Source organism: Prochlorococcus sp. MIT 1300 (assembly GCF_034092375.1).
GTDB lineage: Bacteria > Cyanobacteriota > Cyanobacteriia > PCC-6307 > Cyanobiaceae > MIT-1300.
The window spans coordinates 1,207,299-1,231,579 of sequence record NZ_CP139302.1 but is presented as its reverse complement, the minus strand read 5'-3'; the positions used below and the strand labels follow the sequence as shown (position 1 = coordinate 1,231,579).

General features: G+C 38.7%; 17 protein-coding genes. 5 read left to right on the top strand and 12 right to left on the bottom strand.

The window, feature by feature from the left end:
- Positions 1 to 19: 19 nt before the first annotated feature.
- The 5 genes from SOI83_RS06385 to SOI83_RS06365 form a co-directional block, all read right to left on the bottom strand.
- The gene (locus tag SOI83_RS06385; RefSeq protein ID WP_320675865.1) at positions 20 to 1,429 is read right to left on the bottom strand and encodes a PP2C family protein-serine/threonine phosphatase; all 1,410 of its coding nucleotides are present in this window, start codon (positions 1,427 to 1,429) and stop codon (positions 20 to 22) included.
- Between the two features lie 57 nt (positions 1,430 to 1,486).
- Positions 1,487 to 2,905, bottom strand: a complete 1,419-nt coding sequence (ftsY, locus tag SOI83_RS06380) for a signal recognition particle-docking protein FtsY (RefSeq protein WP_320675864.1) — start codon at positions 2,903 to 2,905, stop codon at positions 1,487 to 1,489.
- Positions 2,905 to 3,540 carry a transcription antitermination factor NusB gene (gene nusB / locus SOI83_RS06375; RefSeq protein WP_320675863.1) on the bottom strand — a complete coding sequence of 212 codons (636 nt, stop codon included), beginning with the start codon at positions 3,538 to 3,540 and terminating at the stop codon, positions 2,905 to 2,907. The genes ftsY and nusB overlap by 1 nt, the downstream gene beginning before the upstream one ends.
- A 26-nt stretch (positions 3,541 to 3,566) precedes the next feature.
- On the bottom strand, positions 3,567 to 4,316 hold the full coding sequence (locus SOI83_RS06370; RefSeq protein WP_320675862.1) for a DUF502 domain-containing protein: 750 nt from the start codon (positions 4,314 to 4,316) through the stop codon (positions 3,567 to 3,569).
- A 70-nt stretch (positions 4,317 to 4,386) separates the two neighbouring features.
- Complete coding sequence (locus tag SOI83_RS06365) at positions 4,387 to 5,052, bottom strand: HpsJ family protein (RefSeq protein ID WP_320675861.1); 666 nt, start codon at positions 5,050 to 5,052, stop codon at positions 4,387 to 4,389.
- Between the two features lie 43 nt (positions 5,053 to 5,095).
- Here SOI83_RS06365 and queG point away from each other — a divergent pair, with 43 nt between their 5' ends.
- The 3 genes from queG (at position 5,096) to SOI83_RS06350 (ending at position 9,525) form a co-directional block, all read left to right on the top strand.
- Complete coding sequence (gene queG, locus SOI83_RS06360) at positions 5,096 to 6,055, top strand: tRNA epoxyqueuosine(34) reductase QueG (RefSeq protein ID WP_320675860.1); 960 nt, start codon at positions 5,096 to 5,098, stop codon at positions 6,053 to 6,055.
- Positions 6,056 to 6,086: 31 nt separating this feature from the next.
- Positions 6,087 to 6,965, top strand: a complete 879-nt coding sequence (locus SOI83_RS06355; RefSeq protein WP_414153443.1) for a tetratricopeptide repeat protein — start codon at positions 6,087 to 6,089, stop codon at positions 6,963 to 6,965.
- 88 nt (positions 6,966 to 7,053) lie between these two features.
- The gene (locus SOI83_RS06350) at positions 7,054 to 9,525 is read left to right on the top strand and encodes a DNA topoisomerase (ATP-hydrolyzing) (protein WP_320675858.1); all 2,472 of its coding nucleotides are present in this window, start codon (positions 7,054 to 7,056) and stop codon (positions 9,523 to 9,525) included.
- A gap of 2 nt (positions 9,526 to 9,527) precedes the next feature.
- Here the strand turns inward: SOI83_RS06350 and purF are convergent, their stop codons facing one another.
- From purF to SOI83_RS06315, 7 genes are all read right to left on the bottom strand, one after another.
- On the bottom strand, positions 9,528 to 10,991 hold the full coding sequence (gene purF / locus SOI83_RS06345) for an amidophosphoribosyltransferase (protein WP_320675857.1): 1,464 nt from the start codon (positions 10,989 to 10,991) through the stop codon (positions 9,528 to 9,530).
- Between the two features lie 72 nt (positions 10,992 to 11,063).
- Positions 11,064 to 13,415, bottom strand: a complete 2,352-nt coding sequence (gene purL, locus SOI83_RS06340) for a phosphoribosylformylglycinamidine synthase subunit PurL (RefSeq protein WP_320675856.1) — start codon at positions 13,413 to 13,415, stop codon at positions 11,064 to 11,066.
- 41 nt (positions 13,416 to 13,456) lie between these two features.
- Positions 13,457 to 14,266, bottom strand: a complete 810-nt coding sequence (locus tag SOI83_RS06335; RefSeq protein WP_320675855.1) for an RNA methyltransferase — start codon at positions 14,264 to 14,266, stop codon at positions 13,457 to 13,459.
- Between the two features lie 3 nt (positions 14,267 to 14,269).
- Positions 14,270 to 15,421 (bottom strand): DNA polymerase III subunit beta, encoded by a 1,152-nt coding sequence (dnaN, locus tag SOI83_RS06330; RefSeq protein WP_320675854.1) that lies wholly within the window; start codon positions 15,419 to 15,421, stop codon positions 14,270 to 14,272.
- Between the two features lie 357 nt (positions 15,422 to 15,778).
- Positions 15,779 to 16,885 (bottom strand): threonine synthase, encoded by a 1,107-nt coding sequence (gene thrC / locus SOI83_RS06325; RefSeq protein ID WP_414153399.1) that lies wholly within the window; start codon positions 16,883 to 16,885, stop codon positions 15,779 to 15,781.
- Between the two features lie 29 nt (positions 16,886 to 16,914).
- Positions 16,915 to 17,496 carry an alpha/beta hydrolase gene (locus SOI83_RS06320; RefSeq protein ID WP_320675853.1) on the bottom strand — a complete coding sequence of 194 codons (582 nt, stop codon included), beginning with the start codon at positions 17,494 to 17,496 and terminating at the stop codon, positions 16,915 to 16,917.
- A 22-nt stretch (positions 17,497 to 17,518) separates the two neighbouring features.
- Positions 17,519 to 19,378 (bottom strand): AarF/ABC1/UbiB kinase family protein, encoded by a 1,860-nt coding sequence (locus SOI83_RS06315; protein WP_320675852.1) that lies wholly within the window; start codon positions 19,376 to 19,378, stop codon positions 17,519 to 17,521.
- Positions 19,379 to 19,456: 78 nt separating this feature from the next.
- On the opposite strand from SOI83_RS06315, the gene recN reads away from it, so the two are divergent.
- On the top strand, positions 19,457 to 21,145 hold the full coding sequence (gene recN / locus SOI83_RS06310) for a DNA repair protein RecN (RefSeq protein WP_320675851.1): 1,689 nt from the start codon (positions 19,457 to 19,459) through the stop codon (positions 21,143 to 21,145).
- Between the two features lie 46 nt (positions 21,146 to 21,191).
- Complete coding sequence (uvrA, locus tag SOI83_RS06305) at positions 21,192 to 24,164, top strand: excinuclease ABC subunit UvrA (protein ID WP_320677692.1); 2,973 nt, start codon at positions 21,192 to 21,194, stop codon at positions 24,162 to 24,164.
- Positions 24,165 to 24,281 lie beyond the last annotated feature (117 nt).

Here is a 24,281-nt window from a genome sequence, read left to right as displayed (position 1 = left end):
CTCTGATTAAAACTGATCTTCAGGGTAGAGACACATGCAAAGAAGGAAGGGTTAATTCTTCTCGAACCTTCAAAACAACCATAGAGGCATCATCTTCAAGCTGATGGTCTCCACCCACAAACCGATCTAGGCGCAAAAACAACTTATCTAATATGCCTTGAGCGCTTAAACCAGCTCTACAACAAATCTCCAAAGCCTTAATCAGTCGCTCTTCATCAAACCGATCACCCGACAGCCCAGCCGCCTCGGTTACACCATCGGTGTAATAAAGAAGAACATCACCAGGGCTCAAAACTATTTCTCCCAAGCCATAGTCAGCTTCTGATTGAAGCCCAATTAAAAATCCTGGAGCATCTAATCGACTTACAGATTTTTGATCGGCCTTCCATAATAAGGGAGGATTATGCGCAGCATTTGCATAACGTAAGGAACGTGAATATGGATCATAATCAGAATAAAAGAGAGTAACAAATCGATGGGATTGCGCTAAGTCTTCTTGAGCCAATTGATTAAGGTCATGAAGAATTCGATCAGGCGATAACCCAGTTAATACCTCTGCTCTCAGCATTCCTCTTAACATAGTCATTAATAAACCAGCCGGCACTCCTTTACCCATGACATCGCCAATCACAAGCGCCCAACGACCCTTTTCTCTTTTAGGGCCAACAAACTCAGGACGGGTAGGAATAAAATCATAATAATCACCTCCAACTTCAAAAGCTGGCCTACAACAAGCTGCCAATTCAACCCCTTCAATAATGGGACAATGATCTGGGAGAAGTTGAGACTGAATCTCTGCACCAATACTTAATTGACGATCCACCCGCTCATGTCTTCTGACCTCTTGAACGATCTGATCATTTTCAACAGCAACACCTGTCAAATCAGCAACCAATTGCACATGACGACGATGAATATCACTCCATACAAGTGGCTTATTTCTATTAAATACATATAAACGTCCTCTCTGGCGGCCTCTTGCAACTAAAGAGGTCGCAAAAATACCTGCCTTAGGCATATGACGCTGAACAACACGGTCTAATGCGATTAATTGACTTTCATCTGATGCAAAACCTTTAGCCATTCCTTGCTTAAACATCAACAACTTACTTAATAAGTCTTGATTTAACTCAGAAGGATCTGCTTGCAACTGATCCCGCCAAATGCGACCATCAGCAAGAAAAGGAACAACCAAGGCACCTTCTACACCTGCTAATCGAGACGCAAGCACTGGAACTAATTCCAAAAATCTATGTAAATTAGTAAAACTGCGTAAGGCAAATCCCAAAGAAACCAACAATTCTTGGTTGCGCAATTGCTCCTTGGTCAAACTATCTAGTAATTGACGCAAGGAGACAAAAGCAGTAGGGGACTGCGGAAAAGTACGAGAGTCCTGAGCTTGATGGGGCCTTGGTGGTTTATTGCTCACCACATAACCACTACAGGTCTAAAAAGCTAGCAAGACATTTAAAGAAAAACCTTGAAATTATTTAAAAGCTAGTAGTGCTTCAACAAATTCAAAACTTTTGAAGGGTCGAAGATCTCTTATGCCTTCTCCAGCTCCCACAAATCTAATAGGTAGACCAGCCTCAGAAGAGACTGCTAAAGCGACACCACCCCTGGAAGATCCATCTAATTTAGTAATTATCACACCAGTCAAGCCAGCTTTCTTACCAAAAGCCATTGCTTGACGAAGCCCATTTTGCCCTTGACTAGCATCTAAAACCAATAATGATTCAACTTTAGCTTCAGGAGCTAAGCGATCAATTATTCTCCTAACTTTATTTAATTCCTCCATAAGATTATGCTTAGTTTGCAAGCGACCGGCAGTGTCTACTAACAATAAATCTGTAGACTTAGATTTGGCCGCCCCAATAGCATCAAAAACTACTGCAGCTGGATCAGCATTAGTTGTGTTATTAGCAATAACTTGTACTCCACTACGATCTCCCCATACTTGAACCTGTTCAACTGCGGCAGCACGAAAAGTATCAGCTGCTGCGATCAAAGTAGTATATCCACTTCTAACAGAAAGATTAGCCAACTTACCTAAAGTCGTTGTCTTTCCTACACCATTAACACCAACTAAAAGCCATATGTTCAAGCACCCTCGCTGAGGGGCAAGAAGCTCTGTTCCGCTGTCATTAATAGGTTTGTCAATCAATGAACATAATTGTTCTTTGAGAAAGCGCAAGCCTTCACGAGAGTCAAGAACTTCTTCATTTAAACGGCGTCTAAGGGCTTCTAAAACCTGATCAGTGGCATCTACCCCAGCATCAGCTCTTAACAACAATGTTTCTAATTCATCTAAAGTCGCTGGGGTAAGTGGATCATCTCCCAATCTTTCCAAAAGTTCAGTAACAAAACCTTGGCGTGTCTTTTCTAAACCCCTCCTTAATCTTCCAAGCCAATCAATATCTTCAACCGAAATCTGATCTTTTCTTTTACCTTGGGCAGCCAAAATCTCCGCTGACCAAGTAAAAGTATCATCAAATTCTCCAAGTACTGGAGTCACGTCAACCTTCGCTTCAGAAACTTCTAATTCACTCTTTGCATGGCGAGCTGCTTTATTTTCACCAGCTAATTCTAAAAAATTATCTTCTCTGGATGTCTCACTTTTATCTTCTTTTAAATCTAAATTAGCTAATTGTTGTTGATTGGAAGCATTATCTTCATTTTCCTGCTCTACAACTTCAATTTTTTTACGCTCCTCCTCCTGTTGTTTTTTGAGCCTTTCATAAGCTTGCTTGGCCCACAGCAAAGGATCTTCTTCTTGGGAGGCCTCCTCTGTTTCATCAGCCTGAGCAGACAATTTTTCTTGTTCACTTAAATCAGAAATTCCATCTTCTAATTCCTCAGGAAAAGAAGAATTTGTTTCTTGGCGTTTAAACCCGTCGTAACCCATCAGGAAATCTCAGCAAAAGAAGCATCTTGCAATCTTCGCAAAACACCATTGATCATGCGTCTACCCTGCTCATCGCTATAACGATTCGCCAATTCAACAGCTTCATTACAAGCTACAGCTACTGGTGTTTGCAAAAACATCAAATCAACTACTGATAGTCTCAAAATATCTCGATCTATTCTTGGCAAACGCTTCAATCGCCAGCCTTCCATTACGGCATCCAATCGAGAGTCAATCTTTTGACTTTCTTGTAAAACCAAATCCACTCGTTTAATAGAAGCAAGTCTAATTTCCTCCTGATCTCCCAAAACAATTAATCTTGGCAGCTCTAAGCAAGCTGAAAGGCTATTTAAAACCTTTTCTGAGGAATTCAAAGAAGCAGTTAAATGATCACGCACCCGACTCAATGAACTACTGTCGGAATCTTGAAGTTCACTGTCCAATAAATCTTGTTGAGCACTCTCCAGACCAATCGCAGTGGCGTCAAGCTGTTCTCTCCAATGCTGCATCAAACTCTCTAAAGCCTTATTCAACAAACTCGAAAGGGAACTGCTCGTCAACGTGTGTAGTTGACTCTCAGGAATTTGACTCAACACCAAAAGTGCTAATTCTCTAGTAACAGACCTAATTGGCATCTTCTAAAGACAAAAAAGCCCTCCTATCAACCCTGGGCAGAAGGGGAAGAGGAAGCTGTAGTTGCTCTGAGTTGAGCAAAAAGACTTGAAAAACTTCTATTCACTGGGGCTTCTCGTTCATCAGGATTGACAATTCCTGCAGAAATAATCGTCCTAAAAGCATCTTCTACAGAAATATTCAAATCCTTTACAGAGGACTCAGGAACAAGGGTATACCACCCAGTTGTAGGGTTTGGAGCTGTTGGAATAAAGACACTAAGCAAAGGCTTCTCTAAATCTGGCTGCAAAGAAGGGCCTACAGAGCCAGTAACAAAGCCAACACTAAACAATCCCTCCCTGGGATATTCCACCAAAACAACTCTACGAAAACGAGAAGAATTATCTCTTAAAAAGGTTTCCAGCAATTGCTTCAATGTTTTATAAACAGACCCTGCCAAAGGGATCCTAGAAAGGGTTCCTTCGCCAAATTCAAGCAACCATCTGCCAACAATATTTCTAGCCATCAGTCCAATTAAGAGTATCCCCAATAACGGAACAGTTAACCCCAAAGCCAAATTGATCAAATCCTGAAGAAGTGGATTGAGAGTGATAAAAGGATTTAACTGTTTAGGTATCGAAGTCAAAAATGCCAGAACAAAACGACTGACAATTGTCGAAAGCCAAATGGTTGTAGCAAGTGGAATTACCACCAACAACCCGGCGATCAGGTCATTCTTAAGATCTTGCTGAAGCCTGGAGCCCAACGGAAGATCTGGTCTGGGATTCGACTGCACCAAAGGTCCGTCTTATGCCTTAGATAAGAAGTATTTAACCAAGTTAGCCATATTAAAGGTTATTTCTGTCTTTTTATAGAACAGCTGTCAGAGCAAGCAACATAAAACCAACGCAAAGGACAACTACGCTATAGGTGCCTCCAATGGTCCTTTGCTTTGTAGCCAAAGCACTTTGAAGTTCTGCTTGTTGGATCTGATCAACCATTTGACCAAGTTGTTGATCAATAAAATCCTTTGCTGCTCTCCTCTTTTCTAAATCACTAGCATCTAATTTCAAGCGACCTGCTTGAGCCAAATCTTCTCCAAGACTCAGCAAAACGATATCGTTTTGAGATTGTTTGCGTGCTATCGCGAGTTGGTCACGCTTTTGAGTCAAAAGCTGATCCGCTTCCTCTGAAAGAATTCGATTCCCAGAAAGCCCAATTGGAACCAAAGAAAACATTGCCAGAGCAATGATTAAGGACAGTCCACAAACAAACCATTTAAAAGAAAATGACCTGTTTTCAGTACGATTCAATCTAAAGCTCATCGCCATTACAACTAACCCAAGGAAGGCCATAGGAGCCTGATGAACCAAACGCTCTATAACTAATTGCTCATAAATACGATTTCCCCAATTTCCACTACTAAGGACAACAAAAACCTGCAAAAAAAACAATAAAACCAAGGTGAAGCCAACCCAACTCATTAGAGATGCGAAGTGCCTAGCAGAACTAGGACTAATATCAGTATCAGACAAGGCAAAGATGCCATAGGAGTCCCAACTTTACGGTCGTTTTTTTGTGAAAGCCATTTGGACCCAGTCAGAACTCACTCAAGAACTCAAAAACCAGGCCAAAATTGAAGGTTTTACCCCTGTGGGTATTGCAAGAATTCCAGGCAGCAAAAGACTTTCGCTTAGGACAGCAGCGTTGGAGCGATGGCTAAACGCCAATTATCAAGCAGACATGAACTGGATGGCTGCTGAACGCCGCAAAAAAATAGAAACCCTTCTTGAAGGTGTTTGCAGCGTATTGGCTGTAGGACTTAACTATTACGTAGATAAAAATCCCATCCCAGGAACCTTATCAATCGCGCGTTATGGCTGGGGTAAGGATTATCACAAGGTCGTCAATCAAAGGCTTAGAAAAATTGGACGCTGGCTAGAAAAAGAAAGGCCTGGTTGCCGTTGGAAAGTTTGCGTCGACACAGCACCTTTACTAGATAAAGCTTGGGCAGAAGAAGCGGGTATTGGCTGGATTGGAAAAAATAGCAACCTAATCAATGCTCAAAATGGTTCCTGGATGGTGATTGGGCACCTTTTATGCACAGAACCCCTAATCCCAGACAAACCAGCAACACCATCATGTGGTCAATGTCAACTGTGTTTGGAGCACTGTCCAACAAACGCAATCACAGAGCCTTTTGTAGTAGATGCAAGACTTTGTATTGCTTATCACAATATTGAAAACCGCAACAGCTCTCTACCATCAGAAATAACCGAATCAATTGGTAACTGGGTTGCTGGGTGTGACATCTGCCAAGAAATATGTCCTTGGAATCAAAAACCACTTCCAAGCAGCAAAGACCCTGATGTCCAACCAAAACCATGGGTCCTGGGCCTAACAACAAAACAAGCTCTGCAATGGGATGATGAAACATGGAAGACCAACTTGCGGAATTCCGCTCTTAAAAGAATCAAACCATGGATGTGGAGAAGAAATGCATATGCAGTACAGAAAAAGAAAAAGAAAAGCTTTTAATAAGCTTAAAAGGAGTGAACCTTTAATTATGATGCAAAACAGTTTAACGTTAAAGGCTATTTTTAACCGCCTGGCAATATTAATTATTAGCTTGACAGGGTGCCTATCAGCAAGACCTGTTTCTGCACTAATCCCTTATGTATACGAACCAAATCCCCAAGTTCTTTATCAAACAAGTCTAAATATTGGACGCACTGCTACTCAATTACTTCAAATTGGTCAAAACGAACAAGCCGCCAATCTTGCGGCTCTTGCGGTAAGGCTTCAACCACATGATGAGCGACTTTGGTCTGTGCTTGCAGCAGCACAACATAGAAATGGCCAGCTCGAAGCAGCGCTCAGATCCTTAATTAAAGCAAAAACAATCAACCCTCAAAACCCAGAGGTTTGGTTTGCGGAAGCAGCTTTAATATTAGAGCAAAATCAACCAAATCAAGCTATTAAACTTCTTAATCATGGTCTAAAACTGGATCCAAAAAACTCAAACGGTTATTTCCAACTAGGGAATGCAAGGATAATGCAAGCCAATTTTGAATCTGCTCTCAAAGCATTCAAACAAGCCTGCAGTTTAAAACCCTCCTTCTGGGAAGCACTCAACAACCAAGCTATCGTACTGTTTGAAATGGGGAAAATGCAAAAAGCTATTCAAACCTGGCGAGAAGTGCTAATTATAGAAAAAAATGCCGAGCCAATGCTCGCTCTTGCCGCTGCGTTAAATCAAATCCAGCCTCAAGCTTCAGAAGCTATAAATCTGGCCAATAAAGCTTTGAGTCAAAATCCTAATTATGTTTTAGCCAAATATCAAGAAGAACAGCTTTGGGGATTCAAATTACGGAAAGCAGCTAGGGAACTCTTACAAAAGCCAGAGCTGTTCTCGGCTGTAGACCTTGCAGAAGCAAACGCTGATTGAAATTCTGACCAATGATATACAAATACTGTTTGTTATTGAATAGATCTGTAGGCTTAGCCCGTTTTCCGCTAACTATTTGGTGCATTGAATGGCCAAGGAGCGCCTGAAACCAATTTCCCTGCATCAAGAGATGCAGCGCTCCTATCTCGAATACGCAATGAGCGTAATCGTAGGAAGAGCATTACCAGATGCTCGCGATGGCTTAAAACCTGTTCAAAGGCGAATACTCTTCGCTATGCACGAACTTGGATTAACTCCTGATCGGCCATATAGAAAGTGTGCGCGTGTAGTTGGTGATGTTTTAGGTAAATACCATCCACATGGAGACCAAGCTGTATATGACGCACTAGTCCGTTTAGTACAGGACTTCGCTAGTAGATATCCAGTTTTAGATGGTCATGGGAACTTCGGTTCTGTTGATGACGATCCACCAGCAGCGATGCGTTATACAGAAACACGATTGGCTCCGATAGCTCACGAAGCCCTTCTAGATGAAATAGGGGAAAACACAGTTGATTTCAACCCAAATTTTGATGGGTCACAGCAAGAACCGAGTGTGCTTCCCGCGCAACTTCCTTTTCTGCTGTTAAACGGATGCTCAGGAATTGCTGTAGGAATGGCTACTTCAATTCCACCACATAATTTAAACGAACTTGTAAATGGGCTTATTGCACTGATTCAAAAACCTGAGTTAAGTGATGAAAAATTAGCTGAAATCATACCGGGGCCAGACTTTCCTACTGGCGGAGAAGTTCTGAAAGGAAGTGGGCTTAGAGAAACTTATTTAAGAGGAAAAGGAAGTATTCCTATGAGAGGTTTAGCTCATATAGAAGAAGTTCAACCGGGTAAAGGCCGTCACAAACGAAGAGCTGTAGTTGTCACAGAACTTCCTTATCAGCTAAGCAAAGCAGGGTGGATTGAAAAATTAGCTGATCAAGTTAATGAAGGCAAAATAGGAGGAATTGCCGATATTCGTGATGAAAGTGATAGAGATGGTATGCGAATACTTGTAGAACTTAGAAGAGATGTAGACGCCGACAAAGTTCTTAAGGACCTACATAGAAAAACATCACTTCAAAGCAATTTTGGGGCAATAATGCTTGCCCTTGTGAATGGACAACCAAAACAATTATCATTAAAGCTTTTATTGCAAACCTTTGTTGAATACAGAGAGTTGACTGTTGTTAGGAGAATACAATTTTCCTTAACAAAAACAGAAGAGCGATTAAAAGTCGTTAATGGATTAATTAAAGCTTTAAATAATTTAAAGGAAGTAATAAATTTGATTCAAGATGCGCCTGAGGTTGGAGCGGCAAGAGCCAAGCTAATCGTTCATTTAGAAATCACGGAAAAACAAGCAGATGCGATCTTAGCTATGCCACTAAGACGTTTAACTGGTTTAGAACAGAAAACATTAAGAGAGGAATCGAAAAATTTAGATTTAAAGAGAAAGGAGCTAAAAAGTCTTTTAGATAATAGAGATCAATTACTAAAGAAAATAATTGAAGAATTAAAAGCCCTAAAAAAGAAATTTGGGAATCCTAGAAAAACTAGATTAATAGAAGGTGGTGATGAGCTTTTGGCTGAGAAAACAGCCAGTCAAAGACCAAATACAGAATTACAACGTCAACAAGCCTTCGAAGCTCTAAATAAAGATGGAAAAATAATTATACAAGCAGATAGACAGGTCAAAATCGTAAGCCCGCAAACGCTTGGCCGACTTCATTTAGATCAAGAGTCTAGTTTGAACAATGAAATCTCTCCTGCTGAAATAATTTTATCAATAGAATCAAAACCACGATTACTAGCCGTAACAGAAAATGGAAGAGTTGCTCTAATTAGATGGGAATTTGCTGGACAACAACCTGGAACAATAGATAAATTTTTACCAGGTGGACTAGAAGGAGAAAAGATAGTCAAGATACTTTCACTACCTTTAGATCAAAAACTAACTCTTGGCTTACTAAGTAGTGACGGGAGATTTAAACGGCTTCCCTTAGATGAAATACTAGAAATGTCAGGCAGAGCTTCAACAGTTTTAAAATTAAAAAAAGGCATATTATTAAAATCAGCTATTATTTGCTACCCAAAATCTGAAATAATTATAGTAAGTGATATTGGGAGAATGCTAAAACTTTCTGTCAATGATAAAAACTTACCAATAATGGGAAAACTCGCCCAGGGTCCAACTACAATGAGATTACTGCCTAACGAAAATATTGCGGGGGCCGTAGCATATCAAAATCAAGAACATAAGACACTATTCATCGCTTCTGAAAACGGCCTTTTAGCCAAACTAGATATATCCCATATTAGATCTACTACAAGAGGTTCCTTAGGTGATATTGGAATAGAAATCAAAGAAAAAACATCCCAATTTGACAAAATAATAGATGTCGCTGATGGAGAAACTTTAATTTCATTAACTACTAGTGCTGGCAGAAATACGCGGGTAAATGCAAAGAATATTATATTAGATACAAGTCAAAAATTAAACATATCTAACTTAGAGCTAAGAGATCAAGAAGTAATTGAAAAAATATATACTTTAATAAACTAATTTTATGAAAGATGGGTTAACTCTACCCAGTTTAAATACTCTTTTGATATTTTGCCAGTTATATACTCTCCTGTAAAACAGGACATATCTAGTCTATCTATATTTGAACCAATAGTAATAGCTTCTTTTAAATCTTCTACCTTCTGATATACCATACTATCTATACATAATTCCTGCGCTATTTCACTAACACTTCTATTATAAGCAATTAATTCCTTCCTTGATGGCATATTAATACCATAAACATGGGGAAACCTGACTGGGGGTGCGGCTGAAGTAAAGGTAACATTATTTGCTCCTGCCAGTTTAGCCATTTGAACAATTTCTTTGGAGGTAGTGCCTCTTACAACAGAATCATCGACTATAAGAACATTTTTACCTCTAAACTCTGATCCCATAGCATTTAATTTCTGGCGAACAGATTTTTTTCTTTTAGATTGACCTGGCATGATAAATGTTCTACCTACATATCTATTTTTAAAAAACCCCTCTCTGTACTCAATACCTAGACCCCTTGCGACCTGCATAGCTGCAGGACGGGATGAGTCCGGTATAGGCATAACAACATCTATATCTCCAGAAGAAATTTCTTTTCTAATAGTATCTGCTAATAAATCTCCCATTTTTAAACGTGCCTCATAAACAGAAATTCCATTCATGATTGAATCGGGACGTGCTAAATAGACATATTCAAAAGAACAGGGCACCAAATAGGACTCTTCTGCACATTGCTGAGAGAAAAATTCTCCGTTTGAACTTATATAAATAGCTTCGCCGGGCTGTACATCACGCACAATCGAATAATCCCCATTCTCTAAAACCAAAGACTCACTTGCTACAATCCACTCGATTTCTCCTGAATTAGATTCTCGTCTACCAATTACTAACGGACGTATTCCAAAGGGATCTCTAAAAGCAATTAATCCTTGACCTGCAATTAGTGCTATTGCCGCATAAGACCCTTCTACTCTTTTATGGACAGAGGATATAGCAGAAAAAACATTGTCTGGTGATAATTCTCTTTTCTGTCCTGACGCTTGTCCCTGCAATTCTGTTGCAAGCACATTCAGCAACATTTCTGTATCGCTAGTAGTATTTGTATGACGACAATCAACATTAAAAAGCTCTTTTTCTATTTCTCTAGTGTTAGTTAAGTTTCCATTATGTACCAAAATAATGCCATATGGAGCATTTACATAAAAAGGCTGAGCCTCCTCTTCTCTATCAGCTGCTCCTTTAGTCGCATAACGAACATGACCTAAACCTAGATTACCCAATAACGATCTCATGTCTCTAGTTCTGTAAGCCTCACGTACATGACCCTTATTTTTATGCATATGAAAAACACTCCCATCCATAGTTGCAATGCCTGTGGAATCTTGACCACGATGCTGGAGGAGTAAGAGACTGTCGTAAATCTGCTGATTAACAAGCTCTGAAGAAACAATACCGACAATTCCGCACATTCAAATAATTCCTCTGACTATATAAAAGTGAAAAAAGAAGAACATAAAATGATAGGTAGAAATAAAGAGGGGTTAGCAAATCCTACTTGGAATTGCACCCTCAAAGGAATTTGTAAGAGTTTCAACTGATAAATAAACTAAAGGTTGCGAATCATATCTAATAAGCAATTTCTTATCATCGCTAACAATCCCTAAATGATGAAAATCTCCAGAACATGTATCATTCTCTATATAGGATTTAAAGGAATCTAACTGATTAGCTGAGACACTTAAAAGAATACGAGGTCCTCCTTCAGCAAATAAAAGCCTATCTATCCTTCCAGTAGTTTTTGGAAGGTTTATGTCTGCTCCTAAACCAGAACTAATCGAGGATTCTGATAATGCAACAGCCAAGCCTCCATCACTCAGATCATGTGCTGATTGTATTAGATCTTGGGAAATAAGATCTCTTAATATATTTTGTACTAATAACTCATAATCAATATCAATTGTAGGAGGTCTTCCTAGAACCTTACCGTGAATTACCTCCAAATAATTACTACCAGAAAGTGTTATGCGTGAGTCTAATGCAGAAGAATTTTCAAAAGGGACTCCTAAAAGATAAATATTATCATCAGGAGAATGCCAACCCTGTCCTTTTATATTTTCAATATTATCAACTAACCCAACCATCCCAATAACAGGTGTAGGTTGAATTGGTTGAATACTGCCATTAGCTCCTTTGGTTTCATTATAAAGTGAAACATTCCCCCCAGTTACTGGTGTTTCAAATAATTTGCAAGCATTTGATATTCCTTTACAAGACATTGCTAATTGCCAATAACCCAGTGAGCTTTGTGGCGAAGAAAAATTAAGGTTATCAGTTACTGCTAGAGGCTTTGCTCCAACACAGGAAAGGTTCCTAGCGGCCTCAGCAACAGCAGCTTCAGACCCTCTCTCTGGATCCAAATAAACCCATTTGTTTGGACAATCTACTACTGCAGCTATAGCTCGATTTGAACCATTAGAATGGCTATCTAGTTGAGATCTCAATCGAACAATAGCGGCATCCGAATCACCAGGCTTTATTAATGTGTTAGCTTGAACTTGATAATCATATTGTTCATAGACCCACCTTTTAGAACCTATAGTAGGGGAATCTAGAAGAGATAATACTAAAGTATTCCAATCTATAATTTTATTATTGACTTCTAATCCATGTATATTAGCTAAAGGTAGTTCAGACTCATTCCAATTCCAAAGATTACTTACCTGAGAAGGAATCTTCTGAGTTAATTCATGTTGATCAATTGGCGTGTCATCTGCTAATGCTGAAGCGGGGATTTCTGCTTCAAGTTTTCCTTTATAAATAACTCTTACAACATTTTCTTCTAAGACTCTTCCAACTACAGCTGCATGTAAATCCCATTTTTTAAATTTACTCATAACTATTTCTTCTTTTCCAGGTTTAACAACAAACAACATTCGCTCTTGAGATTCCGAAAGCAAAAATTCATATGCCGACATACCTAACTCTCTTGCAGGAACGAGATCCAAATCCAGCTCTATACCTAAACCACCTTTAGCAGCCATTTCTGAACAGCTACAGGTCAAACCTGCTGCCCCCATATCTTGAGCTGCAACAACATCACCTGTTTTGAAAACTTCTAAGCAAGCCTCTATTAACCCTTTTTCTAAAAATGGATCACCAACCTGAACAGCAGGACGATCATCTAAAGAAGTATCTGTTAATTCTGCACTAGCAAAACTTGCTCCTCCCATGCCATCTCTCCCAGTTGTACTTCCAACATAAAGAACTGGGTAATCAATCCCTTGTGCACCTGAACAAACTATTTCGTCTGTTTCCATTAATCCTAATGCCATTGCATTGACTAAAGGATTACCCGAATAACTACTATCAAAAGCAACTTCTCCTCCTACTGTCGGAACACCTACACAATTTCCATAATGAGCGATGCCAGAAACAACTCCTTCCATTAAAGAAATATTGTTATCATCATCTAAAGGACCAAAACGTAACGCATTTAACAAAGCAATTGGCCTAGCTCCCATAGTAAAAATATCACGCAATATTCCCCCAACTCCTGTTGCTGCTCCTTGAAAAGGTTCTACCGCGGATGGATGATTATGACTTTCTATTTTAAATACTAAATGTTGGCCTTCTCCAAGATCAACAACTCCTGCATTCTCTCCAGGGCCAACAAGAATCTGGGGTCCATCTGTTGGAAAAGAGCTTAAAAGTGGTTTTGAATTACGATAACAACAATGCTCAGACCACATGACACCAAACATACCCAACTCAACTCTATTAGGCTGACGATTTAGACGACGACAAATTTCATCATAATCTTGAGGCTTCAAGCCTTCTTGGCGGAGAGCTTGCTCAACGTTGTATTCCACAGCTGCATGTTCAAAATCTGCCACGAGTAAAAAAGGAAGCTAATGAAGAGTTTGACCTGAAATCATCAAACCCAAGGATCTTCTTCATTATCTATAAGCTCTGAAGGATTTTGGTGTTCTTGATTTTCCGTAATTTGATCAGGAAACTCTGAAAAATATTCTTCTTCATCTTCATGTAGCCAATGATCTTCAGATGATTGATATCTGCTTGGAGCTTTTCTCGTTATTTTCTCACGTGTTTCCCAAGTTCTACTAATGAAATCATCCCAGGGTGGTTCTTCTAGCCAACCCTCCAAACGATCACCGGCCTTATCTGTTAGTTGGGAAAATTGATCCCTAAAAAATTTAGAACGTCTTAATATATCTTCTCGAATACTTGATCTAATCAAAGGGAGCTCATCAATTGTTGAAAGGGACGTTTTTACATATCCAGGTTGTTGGTCGACTATCCGATCCAAAGCCAAACTCCACCTACTAGTACCTGGTAATCGAGGATCAGTTCGAGAAATTAAATACTGTAAAATCTCACCGGTTTTAGTTGCAAAATTGACATCTGCAATTTGACCTAATTTTTGGCCATCAATATCAAGCAAATCAGCATCAATAAGTGTAGGCAATCTTTCTAAAGTTATTTGATCACTCAAGGAAGGTCTCCCTTTAACAAAAACCTCCTTTTCCGAAAACCCTCTTAATTGATCTAAGCGCCAAACTGCACGTTCAAGCTTAATAGCAGAAGGTTTGCTAACCCAACCCAAAACCCTGTGTACAGGAGGATGCATCCAAATTGTTAACCCTGGTCCATGATCAATACCTTCATTACAACGAACTCTATATTGCAATAGATCACTTAAAAGGAACTTTTCTGGTATAGACAAAACTTAAGATCTTACTTGAACTGGCATAACCAAGTACATGAAAGAACCTTCATCAGATTCCGGGCTAAAGACAGCTGGAGTTGTAGGAGCATTAAAATTTAGCTTAACAATTTTATCATCCATAGATTTAAGACCATCTAAAACATAACGAACATTAAAAGCTATTTGAATAGAATCACCTTTTAAATTAGCTGGTATTGATTCAGATCCTGAACCAAGATCCTGAGCATCGACAGAAATACGAAGCTGACCTTGATCCGGAGCGGTAGAAAGTTTTACAACATTATTATGTTGGTCAGCCAAAACAGCAACTCTTTCTAAAGAAGAAATAAAGTTTAACCTCTCAATCTCAATACTACGACTAAATTGATCTGGAATTAACTGTGAATAATTAGGATAGCTTCCTTCTAGTGTTCGACTAGTAATTACTTGATCTTCAACGAGAAAAACAACCTGACCTTTGTCACAAAATAAACTAATTGGCTCACTTGGTTTCCAAGAGGAGATCAATCTTTCAACTTCGCGAAGGGACCTAGAGGGCAAAGTAACTGAAAACGAATCCGACTGATTTTGTTCTGTCTCATTCAAAACAGCATCACTGGAACTTAATACAGCTAAACGATGGCCATCTGTTGCAGCAGCTTCTATAGAATGATCAGTAAAAGTAAAGTGTACACCTGTTAAAAGTTGCTTAGCATCATCTGAACTGCTTGCAAAAAGAGTTCTTTTTAAAGAATTAAGTAAGGAATTAGGATGAACTTTAAACGTTGTACCGCTTTGCACCAAAGGGAGATCAGGAAAATCATCAGCATTCATTCCACGCATTTGATAACTTCCACTTAAACTTGTGATTTCAACCTGCTCACCATCAGAGTCACTCAAAAGGGTTATAGGAGAATCAGATTGGAACCTAGACACTATTTCTCCAAAAATACGAGCAGGCAAAGTTATAGCCCCACTATCCTCTACCGAAGCTGAGATAGACGTTTGAATGCCCAAATTCAAGTCGTATCCAGTCAAGCTAAAACGACCAGTACCAGCATCCGCAGTCAAAAGTACATTTGCCAGTACAGGATGCGTTGGCCGAGTTGCAACAGCTCTATTGACTAATTGAAGAGCTGTATTCAGTTCAAGCTGAGAGCAGACTAGTTTCATCTCGTCAAGGTAACAACTAAACGAGGAGAAAGGAATCCCATTCTTCCATGGAATCAACAAGCTGTCTCTCTTCTTCTATATTCTTTTCTTATTTTAAAACTATTAAAACCTTAGTAGTAGTAGGTTTTGTGGAAACGGTGGAAAAGCTCTTAATCCCTTTCAATCACTGGCATTTGTTAATTATTGGGTGTGGAAAATATTTTCAGGAAAGTGGATTAAGAGTTGTTATCCACAAAAAATAATATTTGTGGAAAAAATTTATTGAGTTTTTACTCCTTTGTACTTAATTTTCCACACCTTTAAACATTGTTTTTCTACAAGGAGAAACTTAACATTCTTTATTTTTTTAGTCTTTTCTTAAAATCCCATTGTTTTAGCTACAACATCTAGATTATTTTCAACTTTTATATGAAATACAGCATCATTATTTGAAATAGCACAATCTGGATCTTTTAATCCATTGCCCGTCAAAACACAAACAATAGTAGAATTAAGTGGAATATTGTCTTTTCTTTTTAGCAATCCGGCGACTGATGCAGCACTTGCTGGCTCACAAAAAATACCTTCTTTAGAGGCTAGCATTTTGTATGCTTCTACGATTTCTTCATCAGTAACAGCAAGAAATTCACCTTTGCTTTCAATTTTAGCGTTAATAGCTTTCTCCCTATTAACTGGATTGCCTATTCTTATTGCTGTTGCAATCGTTTCAGGCTCCTTTATTATTTTATTTTGGACTAAAGGTGCTGAACCACTTGCTTGAAAACCCATCATTTTTGGTAATTTTTTTGCTTTTTTATGTTTAAAATACTCTTTAAAACCCATCCAGTAAGCACTTATATTGCCAGCATTCCCCATTGGAATACATAGCCAATCAGGTGCATCACCAAGGCTATCAATAATTTCAAAAGCAGCAGTTTTTTGTCCTTGAAGCCGATATGGATTTACAGAATTAACTAGAGTAATTGGGTATTGATCCGACATTTTCTGCACTATTTCTAATGCTGCGTCAAAGTTTCCTTTAATGGAGATAACTTCTGCTCCATATACAAGTGCTTGAGCTAGTTTCCCTTGAGCAACGTATCCATCAGGTATTAAAACAAAGGCTTTCATTCCACCTCTTTTCGCATATGCAGCAGCTGATGCAGAGGTGTTTCCAGTGCTGGCACAAATGACTGCTTCAGAGTTTTCTTCTTTAGCTTTGCTCAATGCCATTGTCATTCCTCTATCTTTAAAAGATCCTGTTGGATTCAATCCGTCGTATTTCACAAATACTTTTACGCCTCTACCTATACGATTGGCTATTGATTGAACTGGAATCAATGGAGTAGCCCCTTCTTGAAGAGTGATAACAGGGGTTTTTTCAGAGACCGGCAGAAAAGGTCTATAGGCTTCTATCAGCCCTGGCCATATGCACTGTGACCCAGTAGCAGCAAAGGGTCGTATAAGCTTGTTAATTAGAGACACTAGTAAACACAGAGCTACCTATACCCAATTTAGGCCTTCGCCTTAGGCTCTTTAAGACGTTCTAGGGGAGAATTAGAGAAAAATCTGATTAAATCAGATATAGACTCTATTTTTCCTAAAACTTTAGAGAGTTCGGGAATATTGACTGTCATAACTCTATTTGGATAAGCTTTTATAAAATCTATCAGATTTATTTTTCCTTGTTCTTGATAAATCGCTTTGATGGCGGCTGATCTAATCGCAGGTATACTTACAGATTGTTTGCTTACTTTACTTGGATAAATAACTTTTGTAGTTCTTCCTATAATAACATTTCCAATTTTGCTATGCATTAATCTGCTGGTTACTAAAAGCTTTAGTTCAACCTTTTCACTTAAAAGATTAGCAATTTTTTTAGGATCTTGATTGCTTAGTCTAATTATATCCGATAGAAGACCTCTTGTCTTGCCTGTGTTTGCTAGATATTCCAAGTCTGAAACAGGTATAGTTCGTTTAAAGGCTCCGCTCATAAATGCTATATGTTCTGCACTTTGTCCTCTTGGACAATTAATTAGCAAACTTATTCCAGCCCCGAAGATTGCTTTTATTAGGTTACTGGGTTTGATCTTCATAATTTATTTATAGCACATAGATTTAGTTTTGAACTTTAGCTGCTACTTTTATCAATCTAACTATTCCTTTTTCTGCTACGCCTTTCGCAACTTTTAAGCTCATTTTTCTTGTATCTTTTTCGTTGATTAATCTAGGTATTTTTTTAAAAATTAATTCTGGACTATAACCGGGAGTCTTTTGAAGTACGTTGTATAAATCTCGAAGAGGTACAAGGCTTCTCAGGTCGATGCTATTAATATTATCTTCTTGAAAAACTTGATTTTTTTTAAATGGTTCTTTCAATTTTTTCTTTGCTTTTAGGAATGCTTGCCATCCTAGAATATCTATTTGTTTAATTAGGCTCTCTACAAGTTCATCTCTGAGAAAACCACCTTTTTTAGAGAATAACAAATCTAAAACCTGATCTAACAGAGTTTCTAGATCTAATTCGGCTTGGCTGGCGGCACTGGCTATAAGATTTTGTAGTCTTTGCCATCTAAATGTATCACCGTCAAACAACATTTCTTTGAGGCTAGATCTCAGTTGAGGGTCAGGATCCTCCATTAATCTTCTTGCAAAATAAGGGTATGCGGCCCCAAGGATTTTAAAATTTGGATCAACGCTTAAAGCTATGCCTTCTAAGGTTATTAAAGATCTAATTATTAATGCATAATAAGGAGGAACCTTAAAGGGAAATTTATACATAACACCAGATAGATCATCTGTGACACTTTTGAAATCCATAGTACTTACACCCATTTCTATTGCCTGTGTAAAAACCTTTTCAAATTCAGGTACTATTGGCTCAAGATTAACATCCTCTGACAAAAAACCTAGCTGCACAAAGTCTTTGGATAGCTTTCCAAATCGTTTATTTACTAGGTGAACAACTGCTTTGATAAGCCCTGTTCTTGATTCTCTTGTTACTTCACTCATCATGCCAAAATCAAGATAACACAACCGTCCGTCTTTTAAAGCTAATAAATTTCCAGGATGGGGATCAGCGTGAAAAAAGCCGTGCTCTAGTAATTGTTGAAGACTGCAATTTACTCCTATATCAACCATTTTATTCGGATCAATACCTAAACGTTTGACAGCCTTTAAATTTGTCAGTTTTACGCCATCTACCCATTCCATCGTTAGAACCCTTCTGCTAGTTGCTTTTGGAAATATCTTTGGAACACATATCATTTTGTTGTGAGCATGTAAATGTTTAAATTTTTCTGCATTATTTGCCTCGTTAAGATAATCCATTTCTTCAAAGACTCTTCTTCCTAACTCATCTATCAAAGCGACTAAATCGCTCCGAATTAAACCAACATATTTATTTAGCCATTTTGCAATATTCCTTACAATGTATAAATCTAGAGTTATCTGCTCTCTGAGCCCTGGCCTTTGTATTTTTACCGCAATTTTTTCACCAGTTTTTAATTTACCTTTATGAACTTGGCCTAAAGAAGCTGCAGATATGGGTTCTTTATCTAAATGTTCAAAGATTTCTTCAACTGGTTTTTCTAGATCTTCTTCAATGCAAGCCATTGCCAGTTCGCTATCGAAGCCTGGGAGTTGGTCTTGTAATTGTGCTAACTCCTCTAGCAAGATTCCAGGAATGATGTCTGGTCTGGATGACAAGGCTTGTCCAGCCTTGATAAATGCTGGACCTAGGCTTACTAAAAGCTCTGCAAATTCTTTAGCTCTTGCTTTGGCCCTGGTTGTGTTTTCAAGCAACCCAACAATTTTGTCGGCAGCTATGCCCAATAAGTACAGTCCTATCGGAATCAGGGTTTGCCAAAGTCTTTTAAAGAGTCTTTTGGGATGTCCCTTATAGATTTTGGTAATTGCCGTGGGGTCGTACTCGAGCAATCCCGATGCTTCGATGAAATCCCCAAGTTCTTGTTTCATTTAGAGCAGCTCGATGGGGGAACCCCCTTCTAATCTAGTAAGACTCTCGCTAGCGTTTATCTGCATTAAGAGGTTGTCTTGCTCACAGTTTTGCGACTTCAAAATATTGCTCTTATAGAGAGTCTTGAGCTTAGCTTTGAAAAGGGTTTTTCTGTTCTTACTGGTGAGACCGGAGCAGGAAAATCCATTTTGCTTGATGCTTTGGATGCCTTGTTAGGTGGGGCATATGGACCTTTAGGAAGTAGGTTACTTCGTTCTGGTGCTCAGAAGGGTCTCATTGAAGGATCATTTTCGCTTACTTCACATGTGGAAAACTTTTTGATTCAGAAAGGTTTTGAAGTCGAAAATAAAGAAATTACCATAAGTCGTGAATTTAGATATAAGGATTCAAAGTTAACAACTCGCTTTCGATTAAATGGAATTTTAATTAATAGAAATCAAATTTTATCTATTAGACCGTTCTTAATTGATTTAACAATTCAAGGTCAATCTCAGAAATTGGATAGTCCAACGCGACAACGTGATTGGCTAGATTTATTTGGCGGACAACCTTTGCTTTTAGCTCTAGATGATACTAAGAAAGCCTGGAATATTTGGAAGTCTGCAAACCAAAAACTTTTAAATGCTCAAGTTAAGCTTGACGAGACTCAGGTAAAAAGGGAAGAGAATTTAATACTTTTAGATGAATTAGAAGCTGCTGAATTAGAAGATCCTTCTGAAGATCAAAACTTAGCAAAAGAACAAGATAAACTCGCTCATGGAGTTCGATTAGGCGAAGGAATAAATTATTTAATTCAACGGTTAAACGACTCTGAAGATAGAATTCCCTCTGCTATGGATCATTTATCAATGGCATCCCATGAATTGAAAGCATTAAGTAAATTAGACTCTACTTTGTCTGTTGTCTATAGTCAATCTATGGATTTAAGTAATGATTTGTATGACTTGATTGCTAACCTTCAGAATTATATCCAGAGTTTAGAGAGTGAACCTGGAAGATTGGATCAAATTCAAGCAAGAATAGATTTTCTTAATCGCCTTAAAAGAAGACATTCAATGGATCTTAAAGGTATTTTAGAATTAAGAGATTGCCTAAGAACGCAATTATACGATGAGAATATAAACAAGTTAGTCTTTAAGTTGGAGGAGGAAGAGGCTGAATATAAAAACTTAAGAAATAAATGCAACAACAATTTGTCTGTTCTTAGGGAGCAAGCTGCCAGAGAATTTGAGATGCAATTATTGAATTATTTGAAACCTATGGGATTGTCGAATTTACGTTTTCAGATCAAATTGACTTCTATTTCACCTTGTGAGAAAGGGGCTGATGAGATTCAATTTTTATTTTCCGCTAATCCAGGACAGCCTCTAGCTCCCCTTACAGAAGTTGCTTCAGGAGGAGAAATGTCTAGATTCCTCTTGGCCCTGAAAACGACCCTTTCATCTATTGATATGCCTGGCACTTTCCTTTTTGATGAGATAGATGCTGGTGTTAGTGGTCGTGTCAGCTCTTCTATAGCAAATCTGTTGAAGCAATTAGCCAGAAGTCAACAAGTTTTTTGTGTGACTCACCAGCCTTTAATTGCTGCAGCGGCCGATCATCATTTTTCTGTGAATAAGACCGTTCATAAAGGGATTACCTATTCATCTGTTGTTGAATTGATTGATTTTCAGGACCGTAAAAATGAACTTGCAGAGTTGGCAGGGGGTGATATTGCTCAAGCTAGAAACTATGCGGCCAGCTTGCTGGACCAGCAAGCTGCCTAAAAAAGGGCCTCTCTTCGTAGAATCATAGGCTAACTAACTAGTGGTTATGGGTCTGGACGCGTCAGGGCAAATTGGTTCTAGATCGGGCAAGTCAGCTAAGAACAGTGTTCAGTCAGTTGAGGACCTGATCACTGTTCGAGGTGCTCGCCAGCACAATCTGAAGAACATTAATATCGCTTTTCCTCGGAATAAGTTGATAGTTTTTACTGGTGTTAGTGGAAGTGGTAAAAGCTCTTTAGCTTTTGATACGATTTTTGCTGAAGGTCAGCGTCGTTATGTAGAAAGTCTATCTGCATATGCGCGACAATTTTTAGGACAAGTTGATAAGCCTGACGTTGATGCAATAGAAGGTTTGTCACCAGCAATATCAATAGATCAAAAATCAACGAGCCATAATCCACGCTCAACGGTTGGTACTGTTACTGAAATACAAGATTATTTGAGATTGTTATATGGTCGAGCGGGTGATCCTCATTGTCCTAAGTGTGGTCGACCAATTCGTCCACAGACTATTGACGAAATGGTCGATCAAATTCTTACACTTTCAGAAGGTACTAGATATCAATTATTAGCCCCTGTTATTCGAGGAAAGAAAGGCACTCATTCTAGGTTGCTTAGTGGACTTGCTTCAGAAGGATTCGCTAGAGTCCGTATTAATAATGAGGTACGAGAGCTAGCCGATAATATTGAATTAGATAAAAACCATGTGCATACTATCGAGGTTGTTGTTGATCGATTAATAGCTAGAGATGGAATACAAGAACGTTTGACAGACTCATTAAAGACAACGCTGAAACGCGGTGAAGGACTGGCTTTATTAGAAATTGTTCCTAAAGCGAATGAAGAGCTGCCTGAAGGGGTGGAAAGAGAAAGGCTTTATTCTGAAAATTTTGCATGTCCTATACACGGCGCTGTAATGGAGGAACTGTCTCCAAGACTATTTTCTTTCAATAGTCCCTATGGTGCTTGCCCTACATGTCATGGTATTGGTCATCTTCGTAGATTTACTTTAGATAGGGTTATTCCTGATCCAACACTCCCTGTTTATGCAGCAGTAGCGCCTTGGAGTGAAAAAGATAATTCTTATTATTTTTCTTTACTTTATTCTGTTGGTGAAGCATTTGGCTTTGAAATTAAAACCCCTTGGAAGGACCTAACAAATGAACAGCAACATATTTTGTTGCATGGGAGTAAAGAGCCTATTTTAATACAAGCTGATAGTAGATATAAAAAAAGTTCTGGTTATATGCGTCCTTTTGAAGGGATACTTCCTATACTTGAAAGGCAGTTAAGAGATGCAAGTGGAGAGTCAGCAAGGCAAAAATTAGAAAAATTTCTTGAACTGGTTCCATGTGAAACTTGTAAAGGTCTTAGACTTCGCCCAGAGGCTTTGGCAGTAAAAGTTGGTCCATTTTCTATTAATGAACTAACGTCTATCAGTGTAGGAGAAACTTTAGAGAGAATTGAGAAACTTATGGGGCTTGGGGCCTCAGAAGGGATTGCACCACTTCTGACGTCACGTCAAATACAAATTGCTGATTTAGTCTTAAAAGAAATAAGAATGCGTTTGCTTTTTCTTCTTGATGTAGGGCTTGATTATTTAACTTTAGATAGACCTGCTATGACGCTTTCTGGTGGAGAGGCCCAAAGAATACGGTTGGCCACTCAAATAGGTGCAGGTTTAACAGGAGTGCTTTATGTATTAGATGAACCTAGTATTGGTCTACATCAAAGAGATAATGATCGCCTATTAGCGACCCTCAAGCGCTTAAGAGATTTAGGAAATACACTTGTTGTTGTTGAGCATGATGAGGAAACTATTAGAGCTGCAGATTATGTCGTAGATATTGGTCCCGGAGCAGGTATTCATGGAGGCGAAATTGTTGCAGAAGGTGATGTTAGTGAATTGCTGAGATCAAAGAATTCGCTCACTGGAGCTTATTTGAGTAGAAAACTTTCTATTCCAACACCTAGTGAAAGGCGATCTTCAACTAATAGACGGTTGAGGTTAGTTGATTGCGATAAAAATAATTTGAAAAACATTACAGTTGATTTTCCACTCGGTAAGTTAGTAGCTGTTACCGGTGTTAGTGGTAGTGGTAAGAGCACGCTAATCAACGAACTTTTGCACCCTGCCCTGAATCATTCTTTAGGCCTAAAAGTTCCTTTTCCTAAAGGTTTAGGAGAATTAAGGGGTATTCAATCTGTCGATAAAGTAATTGTTATTGATCAATCACCTATAGGACGCACTCCTCGTTCCAATCCTGCTACTTATACTGGAGCTTTTGATCCAATCAGGCAAATTTTTGCAGCCACAATTGAAGCTAAAGCTAGGGGTTATCAGGTTGGACAATTTAGTTTTAATGTTAAAGGAGGAAGGTGTGAGGCCTGTAAAGGACAAGGAGTAAATGTTATTGAAATGAATTTTTTGCCTGATGTGTTTGTACAATGTGAAGTATGTAAGGGTGCACGTTTTAATAGAGAGACACTTCAAGTTAAATATAAAGGTTTTACAATTGCTGACGTATTAGAGATGACAGTAGAGCAAGCAGCAGATGTCTTCTCGGCAATTCCTCAGGCGTCAGATCGATTGAGAACTTTGGTAGATGTAGGATTGGGATATGTAAAATTGGGGCAACCAGCTCCTACGTTGTCAGGAGGAGAAGCTCAGCGAGTGAAGCTTGCAACGGAGCTTTCACGAAGAGCAACTGGTAAGACTCTGTATTTGATTGATGAGCCAACTACTGGTTTAAGTTTTTATGATGTACACAAATTGATGGATGTTTTACAGCGTCTTGTTGATAAAGGCAATTCAGTTATTGTTATTGAGCACAATTTAGATGTAATTCGTTGTTCTGATTGGATTATTGACCTAGGACCTGAAGGAGGAGATAGAGGTGGTGAGGTATTGGTTACAGGTACTCCGGAGGTAGTTGCTAACCATCCAAGGAGTCATACAGCCCATTATCTTAAAAAGGTTCTTGAAAGTCACCCTCCTCAGGCTTCTCTTAAGGAGTGATTACAGGCTTAGTGGCTTTACTCATTATTAATCAAGGATCTAGATAGCTGATTGACCTTCTGCAAGTCCTTTGGGTTGTTTAAATTCGTTCGCAATTCGCTATGTTTCTACAGCAAA

Bases quoted from the DNA above. Each gene is read 5' to 3' on its own strand.
- ftsY (WP_320675864.1), bottom strand. From the start codon at position 2,905: ATGGGTTACGACGGGTTTAAACGCCAAGAAACAAATTCTTCTTTTCCT.
- nusB (WP_320675863.1), bottom strand. From the start codon at position 3,540: ATGCCAATTAGGTCTGTTACTAGAGAATTAGCACTTTTGGTGTTGAGT.
- SOI83_RS06355 (WP_414153443.1), top strand. From the start codon at position 6,087: ATGCAAAACAGTTTAACGTTAAAGGCTATTTTTAACCGCCTGGCAATA.
- SOI83_RS06350 (WP_320675858.1), top strand. From the start codon at position 7,054: ATGGCCAAGGAGCGCCTGAAACCAATTTCCCTGCATCAAGAGATGCAG.
- purF (WP_320675857.1), bottom strand. From the start codon at position 10,991: ATGTGCGGAATTGTCGGTATTGTTTCTTCAGAGCTTGTTAATCAGCAG.
- dnaN (WP_320675854.1), bottom strand. From the start codon at position 15,421: ATGAAACTAGTCTGCTCTCAGCTTGAACTGAATACAGCTCTTCAATTA.
- SOI83_RS06320 (WP_320675853.1), bottom strand. From the start codon at position 17,496: ATGAAGATCAAACCCAGTAACCTAATAAAAGCAATCTTCGGGGCTGGA.
- SOI83_RS06315 (WP_320675852.1), bottom strand. From the start codon at position 19,378: ATGAAACAAGAACTTGGGGATTTCATCGAAGCATCGGGATTGCTCGAG.
- uvrA (WP_320677692.1), top strand. From the start codon at position 21,192: ATGGGTCTGGACGCGTCAGGGCAAATTGGTTCTAGATCGGGCAAGTCA.